This is a genomic window from Paenibacillus sp. FSL H8-0079 (assembly GCF_037991315.1).
In the GTDB taxonomy this organism is placed as follows: Bacteria; Bacillota; Bacilli; order Paenibacillales; family Paenibacillaceae; genus Paenibacillus.
On the sequence record NZ_CP150300.1, the window covers coordinates 2,940,246 to 2,958,780 of the forward strand.

The window sequence follows — 18,535 nt, forward strand, 5'->3', positions numbered from 1 at the left end:
TTGCTCATAGTTAGGATTTTTTGCATTTGCATGGTGTCTGTGACCTTGGCATGAACCAAACATGCGGACGTACTTTTTTGATCATCAGGAGGTTTATTCACAATGAAATATTATCTGTCCGTTCTGGCGGGAGCGATGAGCTATGGCATATTATCCACGATTGTGGTTCTGGCGTACGGCGAAGGATATAAACTTGGAGAGGTTGTGGGAGCACAGCTGATCACGGGTTTTCTTCTATCCTGGATGCTCGCGCTATACACACGGTTTAGAACCAAACGCAAGTCACAGGCAAATGGCAAATCATCAGGAGCCGTGGCACAGGTATTCAAACGGTTGACGTGGAAACAACGTCTGTTATTGATGGCTGCCGGAACACCAACAGTAATCACAGGTCTCGTGTATTATCAGTCTTTACGTTATATCCCGGCTTCACTTGCCATAATCCTGTTGTTCCAGTTCACATGGATTTGCGTATTGATTCAGGCGATTAGCAAACGTCAACGTCCAGATAAAGTCACGTTCCTGACGTTGATCATTCTGTTCGGCGGAACTTTGCTGGCAGCCGGTTTCCTGGAACAGGGACTGGGTGAGTTCAACGGTCTGGGTATTGCTCTTGGACTAATGGCAGCCGTTAGTTATTCCCTGTTTGTATTGTTCAGCGGCAAAGCAGTTCCTTCGGCACATCCGGCCTTCCGCAGTGCGTGGATGGTTACAGGCGGATTGATCCTGCTGTGCATTTTGTTCCCACCGACATTCCTCTTTAACGGATTGATCTGGAGCCAGTTGCTTGTATTTGGATTGTTGCTTGGATTCTTCGGGGCTTTCATTCCGCCAGTATTGTTCGCTATCGGCGTTCCACATATTGGTGGTGACATGGCCGGAATCCTGGGTGCAGTGGAGCTTCCAATTGCAGTACTGCTATCCTCTATCGTGCTCCATGAGCATGTCAGCGGATTGCAATGGTTCGGGGTTATCATTGTGCTCATTGGTGTAGCCCTGCCAGAGTTGTACAAATTACGCATGAGACGAAGTCGAAGTACCCCGATCTATTCCTGAGTTATACGAAAAGGGATATGGCGAAGCATGAACGGGAATAACCGTAGTAAAGCCTGAGAAATCAGGCTTTTTTTATTGAAATATTTTTGCTCAAACACAATAGCCCAGAGGGGTCATTTTCATTGTCATGCGAATCAGGTATGCTTAAAGAATACATCCGTCTGTTGATTGATTATTGATGGGACATCGAATGAGGAGTGTTTATATGAAAAGCTGGTTAGGAAAAACATGGCCTTGGTTAACGCTGGGCTTGACTGTAGTCGTATTGCTTGGATCATTTCTAGTTTATTTTATGGGCAAAGATTTATCCCCGGGATCGGGAAGTGCGGTAACTGCACAAGCCGATACTCCGGAGGATTTGAAGGGATATGAAGTCATTGATGTGGACGTGAGCAACGATGGTTTTGGACCAGACGTTATCGAGGTGAAAGCTGGCGTACCGACTAAAATTAACTTTATTCTGACCCGGTCGGTTACACATGTCAAATCGGTGGGATCACAAAAGCTTGGCATGGATCTATACATGCAAAAGGGGCCTAATTATTATACGGTCGACAAAGATCTGCCGAAGGGCGAATACGAGATTCACTGCGGTATGTACATGATATACGCAACGATTAAGGTCGTATAAGCAGAAGGAGCAAAGTTTCGGGTCACCGAGCTTTGCTCCTTTTTTTGGTGCGTGATATCATGGAAAAGTGGGTAAAATCGATCAGGAGGTGGCGAAAATGAAAGCGCTATTTATTGGAGGGACAGGCACCATCAGTACGGCCATTACGGAGATGCTTGCACAGCAAGGCTGTGAGCTTTATTTGATTAATCGCGGTAATCGGAACGATGAGTTGCCGGCAGAAGTCAACGTACTTCAAGCCGATATTAATGACGAGGCACGTGTAGCGGAACTGATTGCTGATCTGGAATTCGATGTTGTGGCAGACTTTATCGCCTTTGTACCGTCTCAATTGGAGAGAGATTACCGTTTGTTTAAGGATAAAACGAAGCAGTTTATTTTTATAAGTTCAGCATCGGCGTATCAGACTCCTTTGGCTGATTACCGGATCACGGAAGGGACGCCATTATCGAATCCATATTGGGAGTATTCTCGCAACAAGATTGCGTGTGAAGACTATCTGACGAAACAATACCGCGAGCAAGGTTTCCCGGTGACTATTGTGCGTCCGAGCCATACGTATGGGAACCAATCCGTACCTCTCGGAGTTCATGGTGCTCAAGGCAGTTGGCAGGTTCTCAAGCGCATACGTGAAGGAAAACCCGTTATCGTTCATGGAGATGGCACATCACTGTGGACCATTACGCACAATACTGATTTTGCCAAAGGGTTTATCGGGCTGATGGGAAATATCCATGCCATTGGTGAATCGGTACATATCACCTCAGATGAATCCGTCACGTGGAATCAGATTCATGAGATTATAGCCAGCGTGCTGGGCGTTAAGCTTCATGCGGTACATGTACCCTCCGAGTTCTTGGCAGCATGCAGTGACCAGGATTTGCGCGGCGGGTTGCTAGGTGACAAAGCCAATACCGTTGTATTCGATAACAGTAAGCTGAAACGGCTTGTTCCGGAATTTGTAGCGACTACAAGAGCCGATCAGGGCATTCGAAGTACGATTGAGCACATTCTGGAGCATCCTGAATTACAGACCGAAGATCCGGAATTTGATGTGTGGTGTGACAAGGTCGTTGGCACATTGGACGAGGCGTTACTGAAGATCAGAGATGAGAAATGAGAAGTAAGGCGTTCATGATCAACTGTTTACATTCATGAGCTGAATCGTTATAATCAAGAAAAAATGACACTTGTTAGGGGAGGCACCCCAACTTAGGACATCGTTCCTTTGTTGGGGTGCCTCCCTTTTTTGGTGTGCCAAAAAGGAGAGCAGACGTTGAAGAAATCAGGAAAACGTGTGAAGAAACAAGCCGAACAGTTAACCAAAGTGGTGCTGGCCTTTGCGTTATTATCACCTCAAGCCCTGTTACTTGAATGGGGTGCAGCCACGGTAATGGCTGAAACGGTTGAAACGATTGGGGTTGTAGCCGATACATCCAGCATGAAGGCTGTACAGTCCTCCAAAGTGAAAGTGGAGATGAACAGTGACGGTAAATACAGAATTGTATTACTACCGAACACGAATGTATTTTACGGTGGCGATACAGGGAATGTATCTACGATTATCGACCACAATGGATCACCCGTGAACTTCAAAACATTACCGCTTAATTATTACCGAATTAACAATAATGTGATTGAAATGTCCCGGCAAAAGGACAATGTCGAATATATTTTGCGAGTATCCATCGTCAACGCCACATCACAGGGCGGTTACATGAAAGTGGAACTGGAAGCCATCAATCGCAGCGGGTCGGCACTGAATTTGGGTGGAACATTTTATTGGGACACGATGGTGAATGGCAATGATGCTTCTCCGTTTGAAGTCATTGAGAATGGATGGCGCAATTATAGCGGCGGTGTTCAGGTCACGGCTTTTTATGCGAATACGTATAATGTTGTAAATGCAGACCGCATATATATGGGCCAGTACAGCAGTCCGGACAGCGCGCAACTTACAGGGGGTTCTTCACCTTCGACATTCAGTCCAGGCCAGACCGTGACGGCGAGTGATACAGCTGCACAGTTCTGGTGGAATGCCAAGGCAACAGCGAATCAGGCTTCACGCAAATTTTCGACCATTGTGGGGATTGGCCCCAAAAATGTTCCGCCTTCATTTACACTAACAGCACCCTCTTCGGGTCAAACCTATTATAAAGGCGAGCAACTGCAGATCTCCGGTACAACGCGAGACACCGATGTAGGCGACTTGTTGACCGTGAAATGGTCCATTGATGGTGGGTCAGAGAACATTCTGACCCAGATGACTGCGACGGGTTCGAATCAGTCGTTCAACACCAATTACACGTTGCCTGATACCCTGCCAGATGGCACGCACACATTGCAAGTATGGGTCATGGACGACAAAGGTGGGGTATCCTCGGCAGGAACCGTTAACTTCACGGTAAGGAGTTTTGTTGTGCCTGGAACGCCGACGTATACACTGGTTAACCCTAATAACTTGACTGTGAACTGGGATAAGAAGGCCAATGATGCATCCGTTACGTATGAACTGAAGAATATGACAACCAATCAGATCGTGGATACAGGTACGTCAAACAGTCGGCAGGTGACAGGCCTCACTCCGAATACGAGTTATTCTTTTGCTGTACGTGCCAAAAATTCAAGTGGTTCCTTCACGGGGTACTCCAGTCCATCCACAAAATATACATTGGCCAATCCACCCGCTACTGCGGCTGTGACACAATCAGGCAACTCTGTTACAGCGAGTTGGAATAATAATAGCAACCCTGCGGGCACCCAATACAAAACGGAAATAGTCAGTCCAGGCGGGCAGGTCCTTGCATCAGGAACAACAACTTCCACACGTACAGAGTTTGCCCTGACCGGACTCGCGGACGGAAAATATGAAGTATTTGTGGCGGCCCTGAATGGCGAAGGGATACAGACCCCGTATATATCCGCTGGAGAGATGATTAAAGATACGACGGGTCCAACTGCTCCTTCCGTTACAGTCACTCCATCCACATGGACAAAGGAAGATGTTCTGGTCACGGTTGGAGAAGGAAAGGATGCTTTGAGCGGAACTCAGAAGACTGAAGTTAAAGTCGGTCCGGCAGGAGAATGGCGTGAATACAGCGCTCCGTTTACCGTAAACAGTGAAGGCAACACAACTGTTATGGCACGCAGTATTGATGCGTTCGGTAATACGGGACAGGAAACAGCTGTGACAGCCAGGGTAGATCGGACGGCACCAACGCCACCTGTCATCTCGTTGAATCCGACAGAATGGACAAAAGCTGCGGTAATCGTGACATTGACAGAGGGTACGGACGAAGCGAGTGGCATTGGTCTGACACAGTATAAGCTTGGAAGCGAGGGAGAATGGATCGACTACAGGACCCCTTTTACACTGAACAAAGAAGGGATAACCGAGATTTATGCACGAAGTGTTGATCGGGCGGCCAATGTCAGTGCTTCCACTTCGGCAACAGCTAGAATCGACAAGACTGGGCCTGAGCAACCAACGATTATATTAAGTGAAGAGGATTGGACGAATGAGGATGTATCTTTTGCAATACATAGCGGAGAAGATACAGGCAGCGGGCTTGCCAAGAGCCAATATCGACTTAACGAACAAGGTCCCTGGCTCGATTACACGGGCGAAGTGAAGGTTACCGATGAGGGAGAAACGATCGTATATGCACGCTCGCTTGACCATGTAGGAAATATCAGTACGTTGGCTCAGGCTACGGTTCGAATCGACAAGACAGCTCCAACCGATCCGGTGATTAGTATAAGTGCATCAGGATGGAGCAAAGAACATGTGCAATTCACCATCGCTGGAAGTGTGGATGAACGAGCGATATCGTATGAATACAGTCTGAACGATGCCCCTTATATTACAGGCAATACGGGTACAGTAAGCACGAACGGGGCTACCACCATTCGGGCCCGAGCAAGGGATACAGTTGGCAATGTGAGCAAGGAAGTCAGTCGAATCGCCTATGTAGATCAGATTGCTCCCACGATTACATTTACACCGAACGGTCATGGCTGGACGGACACGGACATATCCACTACCATTCAGTATGCTGACGCCCACTCAGGCATTCAGGAGCTGGAACGATTCTATCAGGTTACGAACAGTGCAGAATCACCGGATCACTGGCTTGAAGCTCGTTCTGACGAGCATAAATTATCCATTGAATCGGAAGGTATCTGGTACATCCATGCCAAAACCATGGACAGAGCTGGTAATACATATGAGACAACATCCTCAACTTATCAGATTCAACGTAAGCCCGAGCAACCGAGTGGTGTGAGAATGACGCAGATCGGAGAGACATCAGCTGAACTTACAGTGGACTTGCCGACGGGTGAAAGGTATACCGATGGATATCAGTATGAGATAACGAATAAAACGACAGGACAGTCATGGACACTGGATTATCCTAACCACAGTATAATTGATCACTCCTTAAGTGGTGGCCAGGTCTATGAATATGAAGTTAGAGTGAGAAACCATACCGGAGTAAGTGATGCAGCCACCGCTAATGTATTGACCACCCCGGCAGCTCCAGGAACGTTGCACGTTCGAAAAGTAGATTCCCAGCCCACTTTGGCCGAAATTCAATTTGATTCAGTACGGGGAGCAGATGCTTACCGCATCATCGCAGCTACTTCGGATGGTATCACCGTGTTTGATCAGACGGTATCTGACCTCGCTAGTCTTCCCTATATCAGCAACCTCGTTCCAGGAACCATTCATAGCATTTCGGTAACGGCAATGAATGAAAGCGGAGCAGGCGGTAGCAGTAGAACTGGATTTCTCACATTGCCGGCAGTGCCCGGTGAGTTTATGGCGGTTCAGATTCGGGAGCATGATATTTCATTAACGTGGGAGACGGTGACTTCTGCAACGTATTATGATCTTTCACGCGATGGAACAGCTATATATGAAGGAGAGCAGACGGAGTATCTGGACTCGGGTCTGGATAGCGGAACGGAGTACAGCTATGCGTTAATTGCCGGAAATGAGACAGGACCAGGGCCGTTGGCAGGATTACCTTTGCTCAAGACGTTACCTGGGCAGGTGTCCGGCTTACAGGTATCAGATGCTTCAACAGCGAGCCTTCGTCTGAATTGGGAAGCAGTACGAGGAGCTGATCGTTATGAATTATGGTTGAATGGAGAGAAGTCGGGAACGGTTCCTGCCGGAACCCAAGAATGGGTCTTTGCGGGACTGAGTTCAGGAACATCATATCAACTGGATGTTCAAGCGGTGAACGGAAGTGGGCAAGGTGTGCGAAGTTCAGTATCAGGAACAACACGACCGGAGAGCCCGTCGGGACTTCACGTTGTTCAAGTAACTGAACAGGGAGGGATCTTGAGCTGGGAGCCTGTCGTTGGGGCAACAAAATATCGGGTGGTCATCGATGGGCAGAGTCGTGAGATATCAGATACACAACTTGCAGTCAACCATCTGACAAGCAGTCGTGAATATACCTATGAAGTACATGCAGGCAATGCTGCTGGGTACGGTGCATCAAACAGTAGTACAATTCTTACGCTACCCAGCAGGCCGGAAGGACTGAATGTCACATCGACTGGTGAAACGAGTATGGGACTTGCATGGCAAGCTGTAGATACGGCAAATCTCTATATTGTGAAAATCAATGGAACAGAAGTGGGCAGAACATCAGAACTGGTCTACACGGTTGAGGGATTATTGCCAGGTACAGAGTACGCTTTGGAAGTTCAAGCTACGAATGCTTCTGGTCCAGGTGAGACAGCGCAGCTCATCCGATTGTCTAAACCTGTGTCGCCTGCCGAAGTACTTGTTGATCCAGGAGTACATCATGCAAAAGTTTCCTGGTCTGTCGTGGAAGGTGCCGCTGAATACGTGATTGAGCAGAATGGCAAGAAGATCTATAGAGGAATGGAGAATGAAGCGACGATTACAGGGCTCCAGGATGGAACGTGGCATCGCTATCAACTATGGGCTGTCAACAGACAGGGGACTCGATCTGAAGCGACGGATGTATCCTTGCTGACTTTGCCTGAGAAACCCGTTAAGCTTGCGGTATATGATGTGACAAAAAACAGCCTGGGTCTGGATTTTAGCAATACAGGTGCTCAAGGGGCAGATCATTATATTATTGAAAGAGATGGAAGAGAAATCGCTCAGATGGATTCGAGTGAGACGCTGTTCGTAGACAAAGATCTATCCCCAGGAACGAAATACACTTACGTGATTCGGGCAGTCAATGGGAGTGGAACGAGTGCGCCGCTTACTTTCAGTGTAATGACTCAAACGTTGCCACTGGTTGCAGATGATATCACGGTGAAAGTTGGAACACATACGTTGGATATGGCTTGGGATGCTGTAAAAGGAGCGGCTGCTTATGAAATTCACAATCAGGTAACGGGAGAGGTACAGAGCGTATCTGACCAGTCTGTACATCTCAAAAGTATGCTGGATGGCACAGTGTATGAATTCGAACTCGTTGCCATTAACGAAGATGGTCATCGGTCGGAGCCCATTCAAATTCAGGTTTTAACGAAACCCATCGCGCCTCAGACGGCAGGTATAGCCTACATCACAGATCAGTCGGCGGTACTTGACCTGACGGGAAGCTCCACACGGGGAGCAGAGCAATTCATCATTATGAGGGATGGCGTGCAAGTCGCGAGGATTCCAGCAGATCAAGCTTCATTTGAAGATCATGGACTAACAGCAGGAGAAACATACACGTATACCATCAAAACATCCAATGCAGCGGGGGAGAGTGATTCCGGTTTTGAAGTTCAATTGCGGACATTGCCTGCGACCATTATTGAACCTATACATCCAAGCATGATTGGGGAAAAGGAAGGATTAATCTCTTGGCCAAAGGTACAAGGTGCGGAGGGATATACGATACGTATCGGAGATCAGATCATCACCACGATTGAAGAAGAGGATATCACAGAGATGAGATTAACCCATCTGGCGAGTGCGACCCGATATGATCAGGTGCAGGTTATTCCTTATAATACGGCTGGTTCAGGAAGCCCAATGACTGTGACCGCTTTTTACACTCTACCTCATGTTGATTCACTGGAAATGAAGATATATCCGGAGACAGATCACGTTAAATTGGAATGGGACTTTCCTTATGTGAACGAAACATTCGTTGTAATGCTAGATGGTACTGAAGTATACCGCGGCAAACAAAGAGAGTTTATTTTAAATCAACTGGATGCAGGCAATCGGTATCAAATTGAAATCTACACGGAAAATGATCAGGGAGAAGCGTCGGAGAAGCTGGCGTATTCCGTTCTGACCAAACCAGTAGCGCCTGTCAAAGTGGAGTATCATTCAGCGAAGGACCACATTCGTCTTTTATTGGAACAGAGCCGGGTCGAAGGCGCCGATCAGTTTATCATTGAGCGGGATGGTGTGGAGATTGCTCGTGTTCCGGCAGACGAACTGTTCTATGATGATGAGGGACTCGAACCAGGCGTGAACTATATTTATACGGTCAAGACCATGAATGCCTCGGGCAGTAGTGTTGGTGGTTATTACCTTCATGCCATGACTTTGCCCGGAAATGCTGCTTCATCTCCTGTAGTAGAGGGGCGTTCCATGTATGGTGCAGATATTGTGTGGGAGCTGATTCCTGGTGCTGCGGGTTATCGAGTTTATCGAAATGAAGAGCTTGTGGGAACAACAATGGAGACATCCATACATGTGTCTGAATTAAACAGTGCAGAGCGTTATGCTGACTTTGCAATCGTTCCATTTAATGAGGCAGGTGAGGGTGAGGCGCTTCAGGTTCCGGAATTCGAGACGTTGCCTTCCGAGGAACTTACAGTAGCAGCCATAGCGCAAGGTACTAATACGATTAAGCTAACTTGGGAACTGGAATCGATGAATGAAGTGATTGTGATTACCCATAAAGATCGTGAGATCTACCGTGGCACGGAGCGTAGTTATATATGGACGGGGCTGAATGCCGAGCAGCATTATGAGGTGGAAGTATGGACGGAGAATTCAGCAGGTGAAAAAAGTGAAAGCAATCGGGCAGCAGCTACGACTCTGCCGTATCCACCATCTACCTGGGGCGGTGGCAGTGTAGCACCAAATCCAACAGGTACTTCGGTCAAAGACGATGAGGTGAGTTCACTACCTGAACCCTCTGAGCAACCTAGCACAAAAAATATCAAATTTATCGATATCGGCCAAACGTTCAATAAAGACCAGATCACCTGGCTGGCAGAACAGAATATCATTCAAGGTGTAAGCGAAACTCACTTCGAACCGCGCCGTCCAATCACACGTGCAGAGTTCACCGCACTGATCGTACGATTGATGGGTGTGGACACATCAGCCAATGAGCAGCATGGATTTCATGATGTTAACGACGATGATTGGTTCGCTCCTGAGATCACGGCAGCAGTTCATCATGAGATGGTTCAAGGTATGGGGAATGGCAAATTCGCTCCGCATGCGCTGGTGACACGTGAACAGGCATCCAAGATTATAGCGAACGTTGTCCGTAAAATCAGACCGGAAAGGCTGACTTCCCCAAAAGTATTTACCGACCAGACTGATGTATCCGATTGGGCCAAAGAAGAAGTAGAGGAGCTTGCAGGTTTGTACATGATTACCGGATATGAAGACGGCAGCTTCCGCCCTATGCAGCACTTAAGCCGATCCGAAGCCGCAGCGCTGATCTTCCGCTTAAATAAGCTGATGCAAGTCATTACCGCTTGAATAGTTTTTAATGCTATAATAGGTTGCCAATATGATAAAAAAGGGTAATGAACAATGGTGATGAATAATGAATAATAAATTTATCCGGATATATGAAGATATTGCAGATCGTATTCGGACTGGAGAGATTGAGGCAGGTACGCTACTTCAATCGGAACTTGATCTATCGGAAAGTTATCAAACGTCTCGAGAGACTATTCGTAAAGCGCTGAAAATGTTGTACGAAGAAGGTTATATTCAGAAGATTCAAGGCAAGGGCTCGATTGTACTGGACATACGCAAGATCGATTTTCCCATCTCAGGTTTGGTTAGCTTCAAGGAATTAGCCAAAAAAATGGGGCATCGGGCTCAAACGTATGTGAAGGTTTTCGAGGAGCAAAAAGTAGATCAGGTGCTGCACAAGAAAATCAACTTTGGTCTGAATGAACAGGTCTGGGAGATCAGACGTGTGCGCAAAGTGGATGGAGAACACGTCATTCTGGACAAAGATTACATCAGCCAGCGTCTTGTTCCGGGTCTCAGCAAAGAGATCTGTAATGATTCCATCTATGAGTACATTGAACAGGAGTTGGGGCTTTCCATTTCGTTTGCCAAGAAAGAGATTTTGGTGGAAGAACCCACCGCTGAGGACAGGGAATTACTTGACCTTGAAGGTTTCCACAATGTAGTTGTGGTGAGGAGCCAAGTGTATCTGGAGGATGCTAGTCAATTTCAGTATACGGAGTCGAGACATCGACCGGACAAGTTCAGATTTGTAGATTTTGCACGTCGCAGATAAGTTAATCAAGATCAATCAGAGAGTACCTTTCACTGCATTATTCGGTGGATTGGTACTCTCTTTGGTTATGGGGAAATCCGAAGATCGTCCATCAAGAACCACTTAATGTCAATGTTCTTCCTTCATGCTGGAGCGTATGATCATCATATACACGAGGCCAAGGAGTGAGGGAATTGAATCACGTGACAGCGAAATCGAACGTACGCATATGGGAAGAAACCAGAGATATTCCAACCTATGGTACTGGTAAACCGGACAAAAATCCGATGTTTCTTGAAAAACGAATCTATCAGGGCAGTTCGGGTAAGGTGTACCCGCATCCAGTAATCGACAGCATTGAAGATGAGGCCAAAATGAAGTCGTATCGATTAATTATTCTCGAAAATGAATACGTTCGTATCGAGATGATGCCTGAATTGGGTGGACGGATCTATCGTGCGCTGGATCGGACCAACGAGTACGATTTTGTATATTATAACCGGGTGATTAAACCTGCACTTGTGGGTCTGGCAGGGCCATGGATTTCTGGCGGAATTGAATTCAACTGGCCACAGCATCATCGGCCGAACACGTTTGGTCCAGTCGATTATACATTTGACAGTAATGAAGATGGAAGCGCTACCTTATGGGTGGGTGAGATTGATCGTATGTATGGTACCAAAATGACCGCGGGCTTCACATTACATCCGGGTAAAGCCTATCTTGAAATCCATGCTGAGGTATACAATCGTACCAGTGCACCTCAAACTTTTCTCTGGTGGGCCAACCCGGCTGTAGCCGTCAACGATTACACGCAATCGGTGTTTCCACCTGATGTAACGGCTGTATTGGATCATGGCAAACGGGATGTATCCCGGTTTCCAATCGCAACTGGAACTTACTATAAGATGGACTATTCCGAAGGTGTGGATATCTCGCGATACAAAAACATACCGGTTCCAACATCCTACATGGCGTATAAGTCGGATTATAATTTCGTAGGCGGCTATGACCACGGAGTTCAGGCAGGTTTGTTGCATGTAGCCAATCACCATATTTCTCCGGGCAAGAAGCAATGGACTTGGGGGAACGGAGCATTCGGGCAAGCCTGGGATCGCCAGTTAACGGATGAGGATGGACCTTACATTGAATTAATGACCGGGATCTATACCGATAATCAGCCTGATTTTACGTGGTTACAGCCCTATGAAGCGAAATCATTTTCGCAGTATTTTATGCCGTATAAAGGAATTGGCATGGTCAAAAATGCAACGATTGATGCAGCGGTTAATCTGGAAATGGACGAAACGACCGGAATGGTAACCGTGATGGTATATGCGACGTCGGTTTTTGAACAAGTGACCATTGAAGTGATAGGATCAACCACGGTATATCTCCATGAGAGATGTGATATCTCACCTACGGAACTATATAAATCTTCATTCCCGTGGAGCGGACAAGATGAATGGCATCAGTTGAAGTTAAGTGTTCGAACTGCGGAAGGAAAAGTACTTGTAGCCTATCAGCCTGAACGTTCTGAGATTCAGGAAGTGCCCGATCCGGCGAAACCACTCCCACTACCATCCGAGATTCGTACGAATGAACAACTATATCTGGCTGGTCTTCATTTGGAGCAATATCGGCATGCGACGTATGAACCGGAACTTTATTATCTGGAAGGCTTGAAGCGAGATGCAACGGATATTCGTCTAAACATTGCGTATGGCACATTGCTGCTGCGAAGAGGATTGTTCCAAGCTGCAGAGAAGCATTTCAGACAGGCCGTTCAATCGCTGAACTGGAAAAATACGAATCCGTATGATAGTGAAGCATTTTACCAACTCGGTCTGAGTTTGAAATTACAGGGGAAACAGGAAGATGCCTACGCAGCACTGTATAAAGCCGTATGGTCTGCACAGTATCAGGATACGGGTTATTACATGCTTGCTCAGATCGATACGGGGCAACATCGCTACATCGAAGCTTTGGATCACATCGAACGTTCGCTGATTCGTAACACCAGAAATTATAAGGCTCGGCATCTGAAAGTGGCTCTGTTACGTAGAATAGGTCAAGATAAACATGCCATTCAATATGCACGTGAGACATTGGAACTGGACCCGGTTGAATTTGGAGCCGCACATGAATTAGTCCTGATCTACAGCGGAGCAACTGCACCTTCAGAGAGAGAACAAGCGGAGCAAGCGCGTGAACATTTCCATCGTCTGATGCGAGGAGACGTTTATAATTATCTGAATGTAGCCGCGGATTACGCGGATAGTGGGTTGTGGGAAGAAGCACTGACGGTACTCTCGTATGTTGAATCCGAAGTTTCACAACAGTATCCCATGGTTGGTTATGCGGAGGCCTACTTGTATCGTCAGTTGGGGGATGTGGAACAGGCACGAGAATATCAAAAGCAGGGGAAAGCTGCTCCAACCGATTATTGTTTTCCTAATACCCTATTTGAATTCCTGGTGCTTCAGGATGTATTGGCAGTGGATTCGAATGATGCGCGTGCTCACTATTACCTGGGAAATTGGCTATATGATCATAAACGCTACGAGGAAGCGATCACTCATTGGGAAACTTCGCGTGAGGAGGATGCTACCTATTCGACTGTACATCGCAATCTGGGACTGGCTTATTATAACAAGCTGAATCGGCCAGATCTTGCACTGGTATCCTTAGAGGAAGCTTTCCGGTTGGATTCACAGGATGCCCGAATCTTCTACGAGTTGGATCAATTGCGCAAGAAGATGGGATATTCTTGTGAGCGTCGAATTAGATTGTTGGAACAACATATAGAGTTGGTTCATCACCGTGATGATCTGTATATCGAGTGGGTGACTCTATTAAATATGCAGGGTAGTCATCAGGAAGCATGGGATGCTCTTCAGGCACGGCGGTTTCATCCCTGGGAGGGTGGAGAAGGCAAAGTTACAGGACAATATGTTACGGCACTGACGGAACTGGCGAAGCAAAATCTGGAGAAACAACAACCTGAACTAGCATTGGAGCTGTTGCAGAAGGCTTTGGTTTACCCGGAGAACTTAGGTGAAGGTAAACTGGAGGGAGCTGTAGACAATCCATTGTACTTTTATCTGGGCTGTGCCTACCAGCAACTGAAGAATAATCAGGCTGCAGAGGAGAATTTCCACAGAGCATCGATCGGCCTGAACGAACCGGCAAGCGCGATGTTCTATAATGATCAGCCGCCGGAATCGATCTATTATCAGGGACTGGCCTGGCAGAAACTTGGCAATACGAAGGAAGCAAACAGACGTTTTAACAAACTGATTGATTATGCCGAAAGACATATGCAAGATCACATCCGAATGGATTATTTTGCGGTCTCTCTGCCCGATTTTCTAGTATTCGATGATGATCTCGATCAGCGAAATGAAGAACATTGCCGGTATATGCGGGCATTGGGCCTTCTGGGACTGGGTCGGACGGATGAAGCAAAGGATGAGTTGGAGCGAGTACTGGAGAAGAACCCGAATCATCAAGGGGCAATCGTCCATGTATAATTGATAATCTACATCATCAACCATATCCCATTTATATCGAAGGAGTTATATAATCCATGAACGATAGTGTAGCAGGTAGCCATATTCGCTTTGTATTGGACGCGGAAGATAAGGACATTCGTGCTGGTCGCATGACTGGCAGCAGTGGCAAGAATCCACGAGGGGAGTCGTATGACTTTACCAATTATTATATGGTCCGCAACGATAAGCCCTACATTCCTGTGGTTGGTGAATTTCATTTCTCCAGATTCGCTTACCTGCAGTGGGAGGAAGAATTACTGAAGATGAAGGCAGGCGGGGTGAACATCGTCGCTTCCTATGTCTTCTGGAATTTTCACGAGGAGCAGGAAGGCGAGTTTAATTGGTCGGGAAATCTGAACTTGCGGCACTTTGTGGATCTGTGTGGCAAACATCAGCTGCCTCTCATCGTGCGGATTGGTCCATTCTGTCATGGGGAAGTTCGCAATGGGGGGATGCCGGATTGGTTATTCAGTTATGCATTTGAAGTCAGATCGAATGATGAAGGGTACCTGTATTACGCCAAGCGACTATATCGCGAGATTGCCCGTCAGCTCAATGGCTGTTTTCACCAGGAGGGTGGGCCCGTTATAGCCGTACAGTTGGAAAATGAGTACATGCACGCTGGCGCACCCTTGGATGCCTGGGGATATACACGTGAAAAGTATATTTCCTCCGGCCGGGACGGGCGGGAACATCTAAAGGTGCTTCGCCGTATTGCCGAAGAAGTCGGCATGAACCCCTTGTTCTATACTGCCACGGCTTGGGGGAATGCTGCGGTGCCTGAAGAAGGCACGTTGCCGATGCTCGCGGGGTATGCGTACACACCATGGATTCCGAATCAGCCTCCAAGCCGCGAGTATTTATTCCGGGATCTCCATATAAATCCTGTTGAAGAAGTGGATTATGACAGTCTGGAGTATCCTGCGGCGTATTGCGAGCTTGCTGGCGGCATGCAGGTCAGTTATCACGCACGGCCAGTTGTCGATGCGGACAGTGTTGAGGCGATGACCATTGTGAAGCTGGCAAACGGCAGTAATCTCGTCGGATATTATATGTATCATGGCGGTACCAATCCGATAGGGCAAAAATCTTATATGAACGAACAGGCATTGCCGAAAATGACGTATGACTATCAAGCCCCACTCGGAGAATTCGGACGTATTGGTGAATCGTATGACCGTATTCGTACCTTGTCCATGTTCCTGGAAGCATACGGTGAGCTGCTTGCGCCAATGGGAAGTGTTGTACCTGATGAACAGCATTCGATAACACCGGAGAACACGATGGATATACGTTGGTCTGTTCGCCAACAAGATGGCTCGGGATTCCTGTTCATGAATAATTATCAGGATCATGTGGCGTTGCCTGATCGTGATATTCAATTGGCGTTGCATACCAGCCAAGGGGTTGCTTCTTATCCCATAGAAGGAACGATGCAGCTGAAATCCGGCATGGCTGTCATTCTGCCATTCCATATGAATCTGAGTGGAATGAAGATCATTAGTGCTACCGTTCAGCCACTGACCCGATTTATGGTAAATCAGGAGCTTACGGCTGTCTTTTATGCCCATGAAGGTATGGCGCCTGAGTATGTTATTGATACATCATCTGTTACAAATGTGGATATGCCCGAAGGCAAAGTATCTGAGCAGGGAAATGAAGTTGTGATACACCCGATTGCCGGCAAGGACCATCATCTGAGAGTCACAACATCGGATGGTGTGGAAATACGAATCATTACGTTGACCCGTGAAGAGGCACTGCATGCGTACCGTTTCCATGTGGGCGGAGAAGAAAGGCTTGTAATTAGCAACAGTCATCTATATCTACAGAATGAGATGCTCATATGCACATCCGTAGAGCAAGCAGAGTTTGAGGTATCCGTTTATCCCGGAGCAGAACAGATTACCGCTTCTGAATATGCCGTCTCAACCCAGTCTAAGCAAAGAGTATTCGATACGTACACATTCCAAGTTTCGCCTTACGAGCCTGCTGTAGAGGTTGATTATCCGAAAGAGTATGCAGTAACACTGAGATTGGACACAGCGTGGCCGGAACAAGTAGATGACGTGTGGGTTAAGATTGATTATGAAGGAGACGTTGCTGCAGCACATATTCATCATCAGATGTTAACAGATCATATTCACTATGGGCACAGCTGGATGTTTGGTTTGAAGCAATCCCGTCATTTGTTGGCTGATCACGCGCTTCGTCTGTCTATAACCCCAATTCGAAAAGGGACGACTGAGAGTTATGTGAATCAGGCTTATGTGGAGCGGTTTGAGGGCGTGGAGATCGGAAAATTTAATGAGATTCGGGTGAAACCACAGTACCGGGTTGGGTTGGTATTGACGGGAGTTAGGGAAGACGCTTAGTCTAAATCAGGAGTTAAACAACAGATAAACAAGACTTAAACAAGAGTTAACTGATGTTTATGATACAGAGGGGTTCTTTCTCCGAGCAATTGTGAGGGGAGAGAGCCTTTTTTTGCTGTGTGATGTAAAAACAAATGATTCCTAATCATGGTAAAAACATCTTGACTAGTAAGCGTTTTCATTTTATTATAACCTCATAACCTTATCGATAAAGTTAATTTAACCTAATTACACAAATTAATTAGGGTGTGTAATCAAGGTTTAATTAGGGACAGGTTAATTCTATTACTAACGATTTTAGTTAACTTCTTGCCTTGAGCAGGGTTAATTGAAATAAAAAAACAAATACAGGAGGTTCCAAACGAATGGTTAATCTGAAAAAGTGTACAATCTTCACGGTTATTGCTGCTCTCATGTTCATGGTACTGGGAAGTGCAGCCCCCAAAGCATCTGCTGCCACAGGATTTTATGTAAGCGGTAACAAGTTATATGATTCCACAGGTAAAGCTTTTGTCATGAGAGGTGTTAATCACGGACATTCTTGGTTCAAAAATGATTTAAATACCGCTATCCCTGCAATCGCTAAAACAGGTGCCAATACAGTACGCATTGTTCTTTCAAATGGTGCCCAGTACACCAAAGATGATCTGAACGCTGTTAAAAATATAATTAACGTGGTCAACCAAAATAAAATGATAGCTGTACTTGAAGTCCATGACGCCACAGGGAAAGATGACTATAATTCGTTGGACGCGGCGGTGAACTACTGGATTAGCATTAAGGAAGCTTTGATTGGCAAAGAAGATCGGGTAATCGTGAACATTGCGAATGAATGGTATGGAACGTGGAATGGAAGTGCGTGGGCCGATGGTTACAAAAAAGCCATTCCGAAATTAAGAAACGCGGGAATCAAAAATACGCTGATTGTGGATGCAGCAGGATGGGGACAATTCCCTCAATCCATCGTCGATTATGGACAAAGTGTATTCGCAGCCGACTCACAGAAAAATACCGTGTTCTCCATTCATATGTATGAGTATGCTGGCAAAGATGCTGCAACCGTCAAAGCCAATATGGAAAATGTGCTGAACAAAGGATTGGCTCTGATCATTGGTGAGTTCGGGGGATACCACACGAATGGTGATGTGGACGAGTATGCGATCATGAGATATGGTCAGGAAAAAGGGGTGGGCTGGCTGGCCTGGTCCTGGTATGGAAACAGTTCTGGTCTGAACTATCTGGACATGGCTACAGGTCCGAACGGAAGTTTGACGAGCTTCGGAAACACCGTAGTGAATGATACCTATGGAATTAAAAACACTTCCCAAAAAGCGGGGATTTTCTAATCCGCTGATGAAACAGGAACACTCTGACGTTCACGTTAGGGTGTTTTTTTAAATAAAAGTGCTTAATCCATATTGGTTTTTGAATTTTTCCGTT

8 protein-coding genes are annotated in these 18,535 nt (G+C 46.6%); all 8 read left to right on the forward strand.

Annotated features, from left to right (window positions below):
- Positions 1 to 102 precede the first annotated feature (102 nt).
- The gene (locus tag MHI06_RS13285) at positions 103 to 1,056 is read left to right on the forward strand and encodes a DMT family transporter (protein ID WP_340401777.1); all 954 of its coding nucleotides are present in this window, start codon (positions 103 to 105) and stop codon (positions 1,054 to 1,056) included.
- A gap of 205 nt (positions 1,057 to 1,261) precedes the next feature.
- Positions 1,262 to 1,687: a cupredoxin domain-containing protein gene (locus MHI06_RS13290; protein WP_340401778.1), complete on the forward strand. Its 426-nt coding sequence runs from the start codon at positions 1,262 to 1,264 to the stop codon at positions 1,685 to 1,687.
- Positions 1,688 to 1,784: 97 nt separating this feature from the next.
- On the forward strand, positions 1,785 to 2,807 hold the full coding sequence (locus MHI06_RS13295) for an SDR family oxidoreductase (protein WP_340401779.1): 1,023 nt from the start codon (positions 1,785 to 1,787) through the stop codon (positions 2,805 to 2,807).
- 156 nt (positions 2,808 to 2,963) lie between these two features.
- Positions 2,964 to 10,409, forward strand: coding sequence for a fibronectin type III domain-containing protein (locus MHI06_RS13300; RefSeq protein WP_340401780.1), 7,446 nt, complete (start codon positions 2,964 to 2,966; stop codon positions 10,407 to 10,409).
- A 67-nt stretch (positions 10,410 to 10,476) separates the two neighbouring features.
- Complete coding sequence (gene treR, locus MHI06_RS13305; protein ID WP_169481776.1) at positions 10,477 to 11,187, forward strand: trehalose operon repressor; 711 nt, start codon at positions 10,477 to 10,479, stop codon at positions 11,185 to 11,187.
- A 173-nt stretch (positions 11,188 to 11,360) separates the two neighbouring features.
- Entirely contained in the window at positions 11,361 to 14,699 is a 3,339-nt protein-coding gene (locus tag MHI06_RS13310) for a DUF5107 domain-containing protein (RefSeq protein WP_340401781.1), read from the forward strand.
- Positions 14,700 to 14,755: 56 nt separating this feature from the next.
- Entirely contained in the window at positions 14,756 to 17,095 is a 2,340-nt protein-coding gene (locus MHI06_RS13315) for a beta-galactosidase (RefSeq protein ID WP_340401782.1), read from the forward strand.
- A gap of 365 nt (positions 17,096 to 17,460) precedes the next feature.
- Positions 17,461 to 18,441, forward strand: coding sequence for a glycoside hydrolase family 5 protein (locus MHI06_RS13320; RefSeq protein ID WP_169481779.1), 981 nt, complete (start codon positions 17,461 to 17,463; stop codon positions 18,439 to 18,441).
- The last annotated feature ends 94 nt before the right edge of the window (positions 18,442 to 18,535 follow it).

Bases quoted from the DNA above. Each gene is read 5' to 3' on its own strand.
- MHI06_RS13295 (WP_340401779.1), top strand. From the start codon at position 1,785: ATGAAAGCGCTATTTATTGGAGGGACAGGCACCATCAGTACGGCCATT.
- treR (WP_169481776.1), top strand. From the start codon at position 10,477: ATGAATAATAAATTTATCCGGATATATGAAGATATTGCAGATCGTATT.
- MHI06_RS13290 (WP_340401778.1), top strand. From the start codon at position 1,262: ATGAAAAGCTGGTTAGGAAAAACATGGCCTTGGTTAACGCTGGGCTTG.
- MHI06_RS13315 (WP_340401782.1), top strand. From the start codon at position 14,756: ATGAACGATAGTGTAGCAGGTAGCCATATTCGCTTTGTATTGGACGCG.
- MHI06_RS13320 (WP_169481779.1), top strand. From the start codon at position 17,461: ATGGTTAATCTGAAAAAGTGTACAATCTTCACGGTTATTGCTGCTCTC.
- MHI06_RS13285 (WP_340401777.1), top strand. From the start codon at position 103: ATGAAATATTATCTGTCCGTTCTGGCGGGAGCGATGAGCTATGGCATA.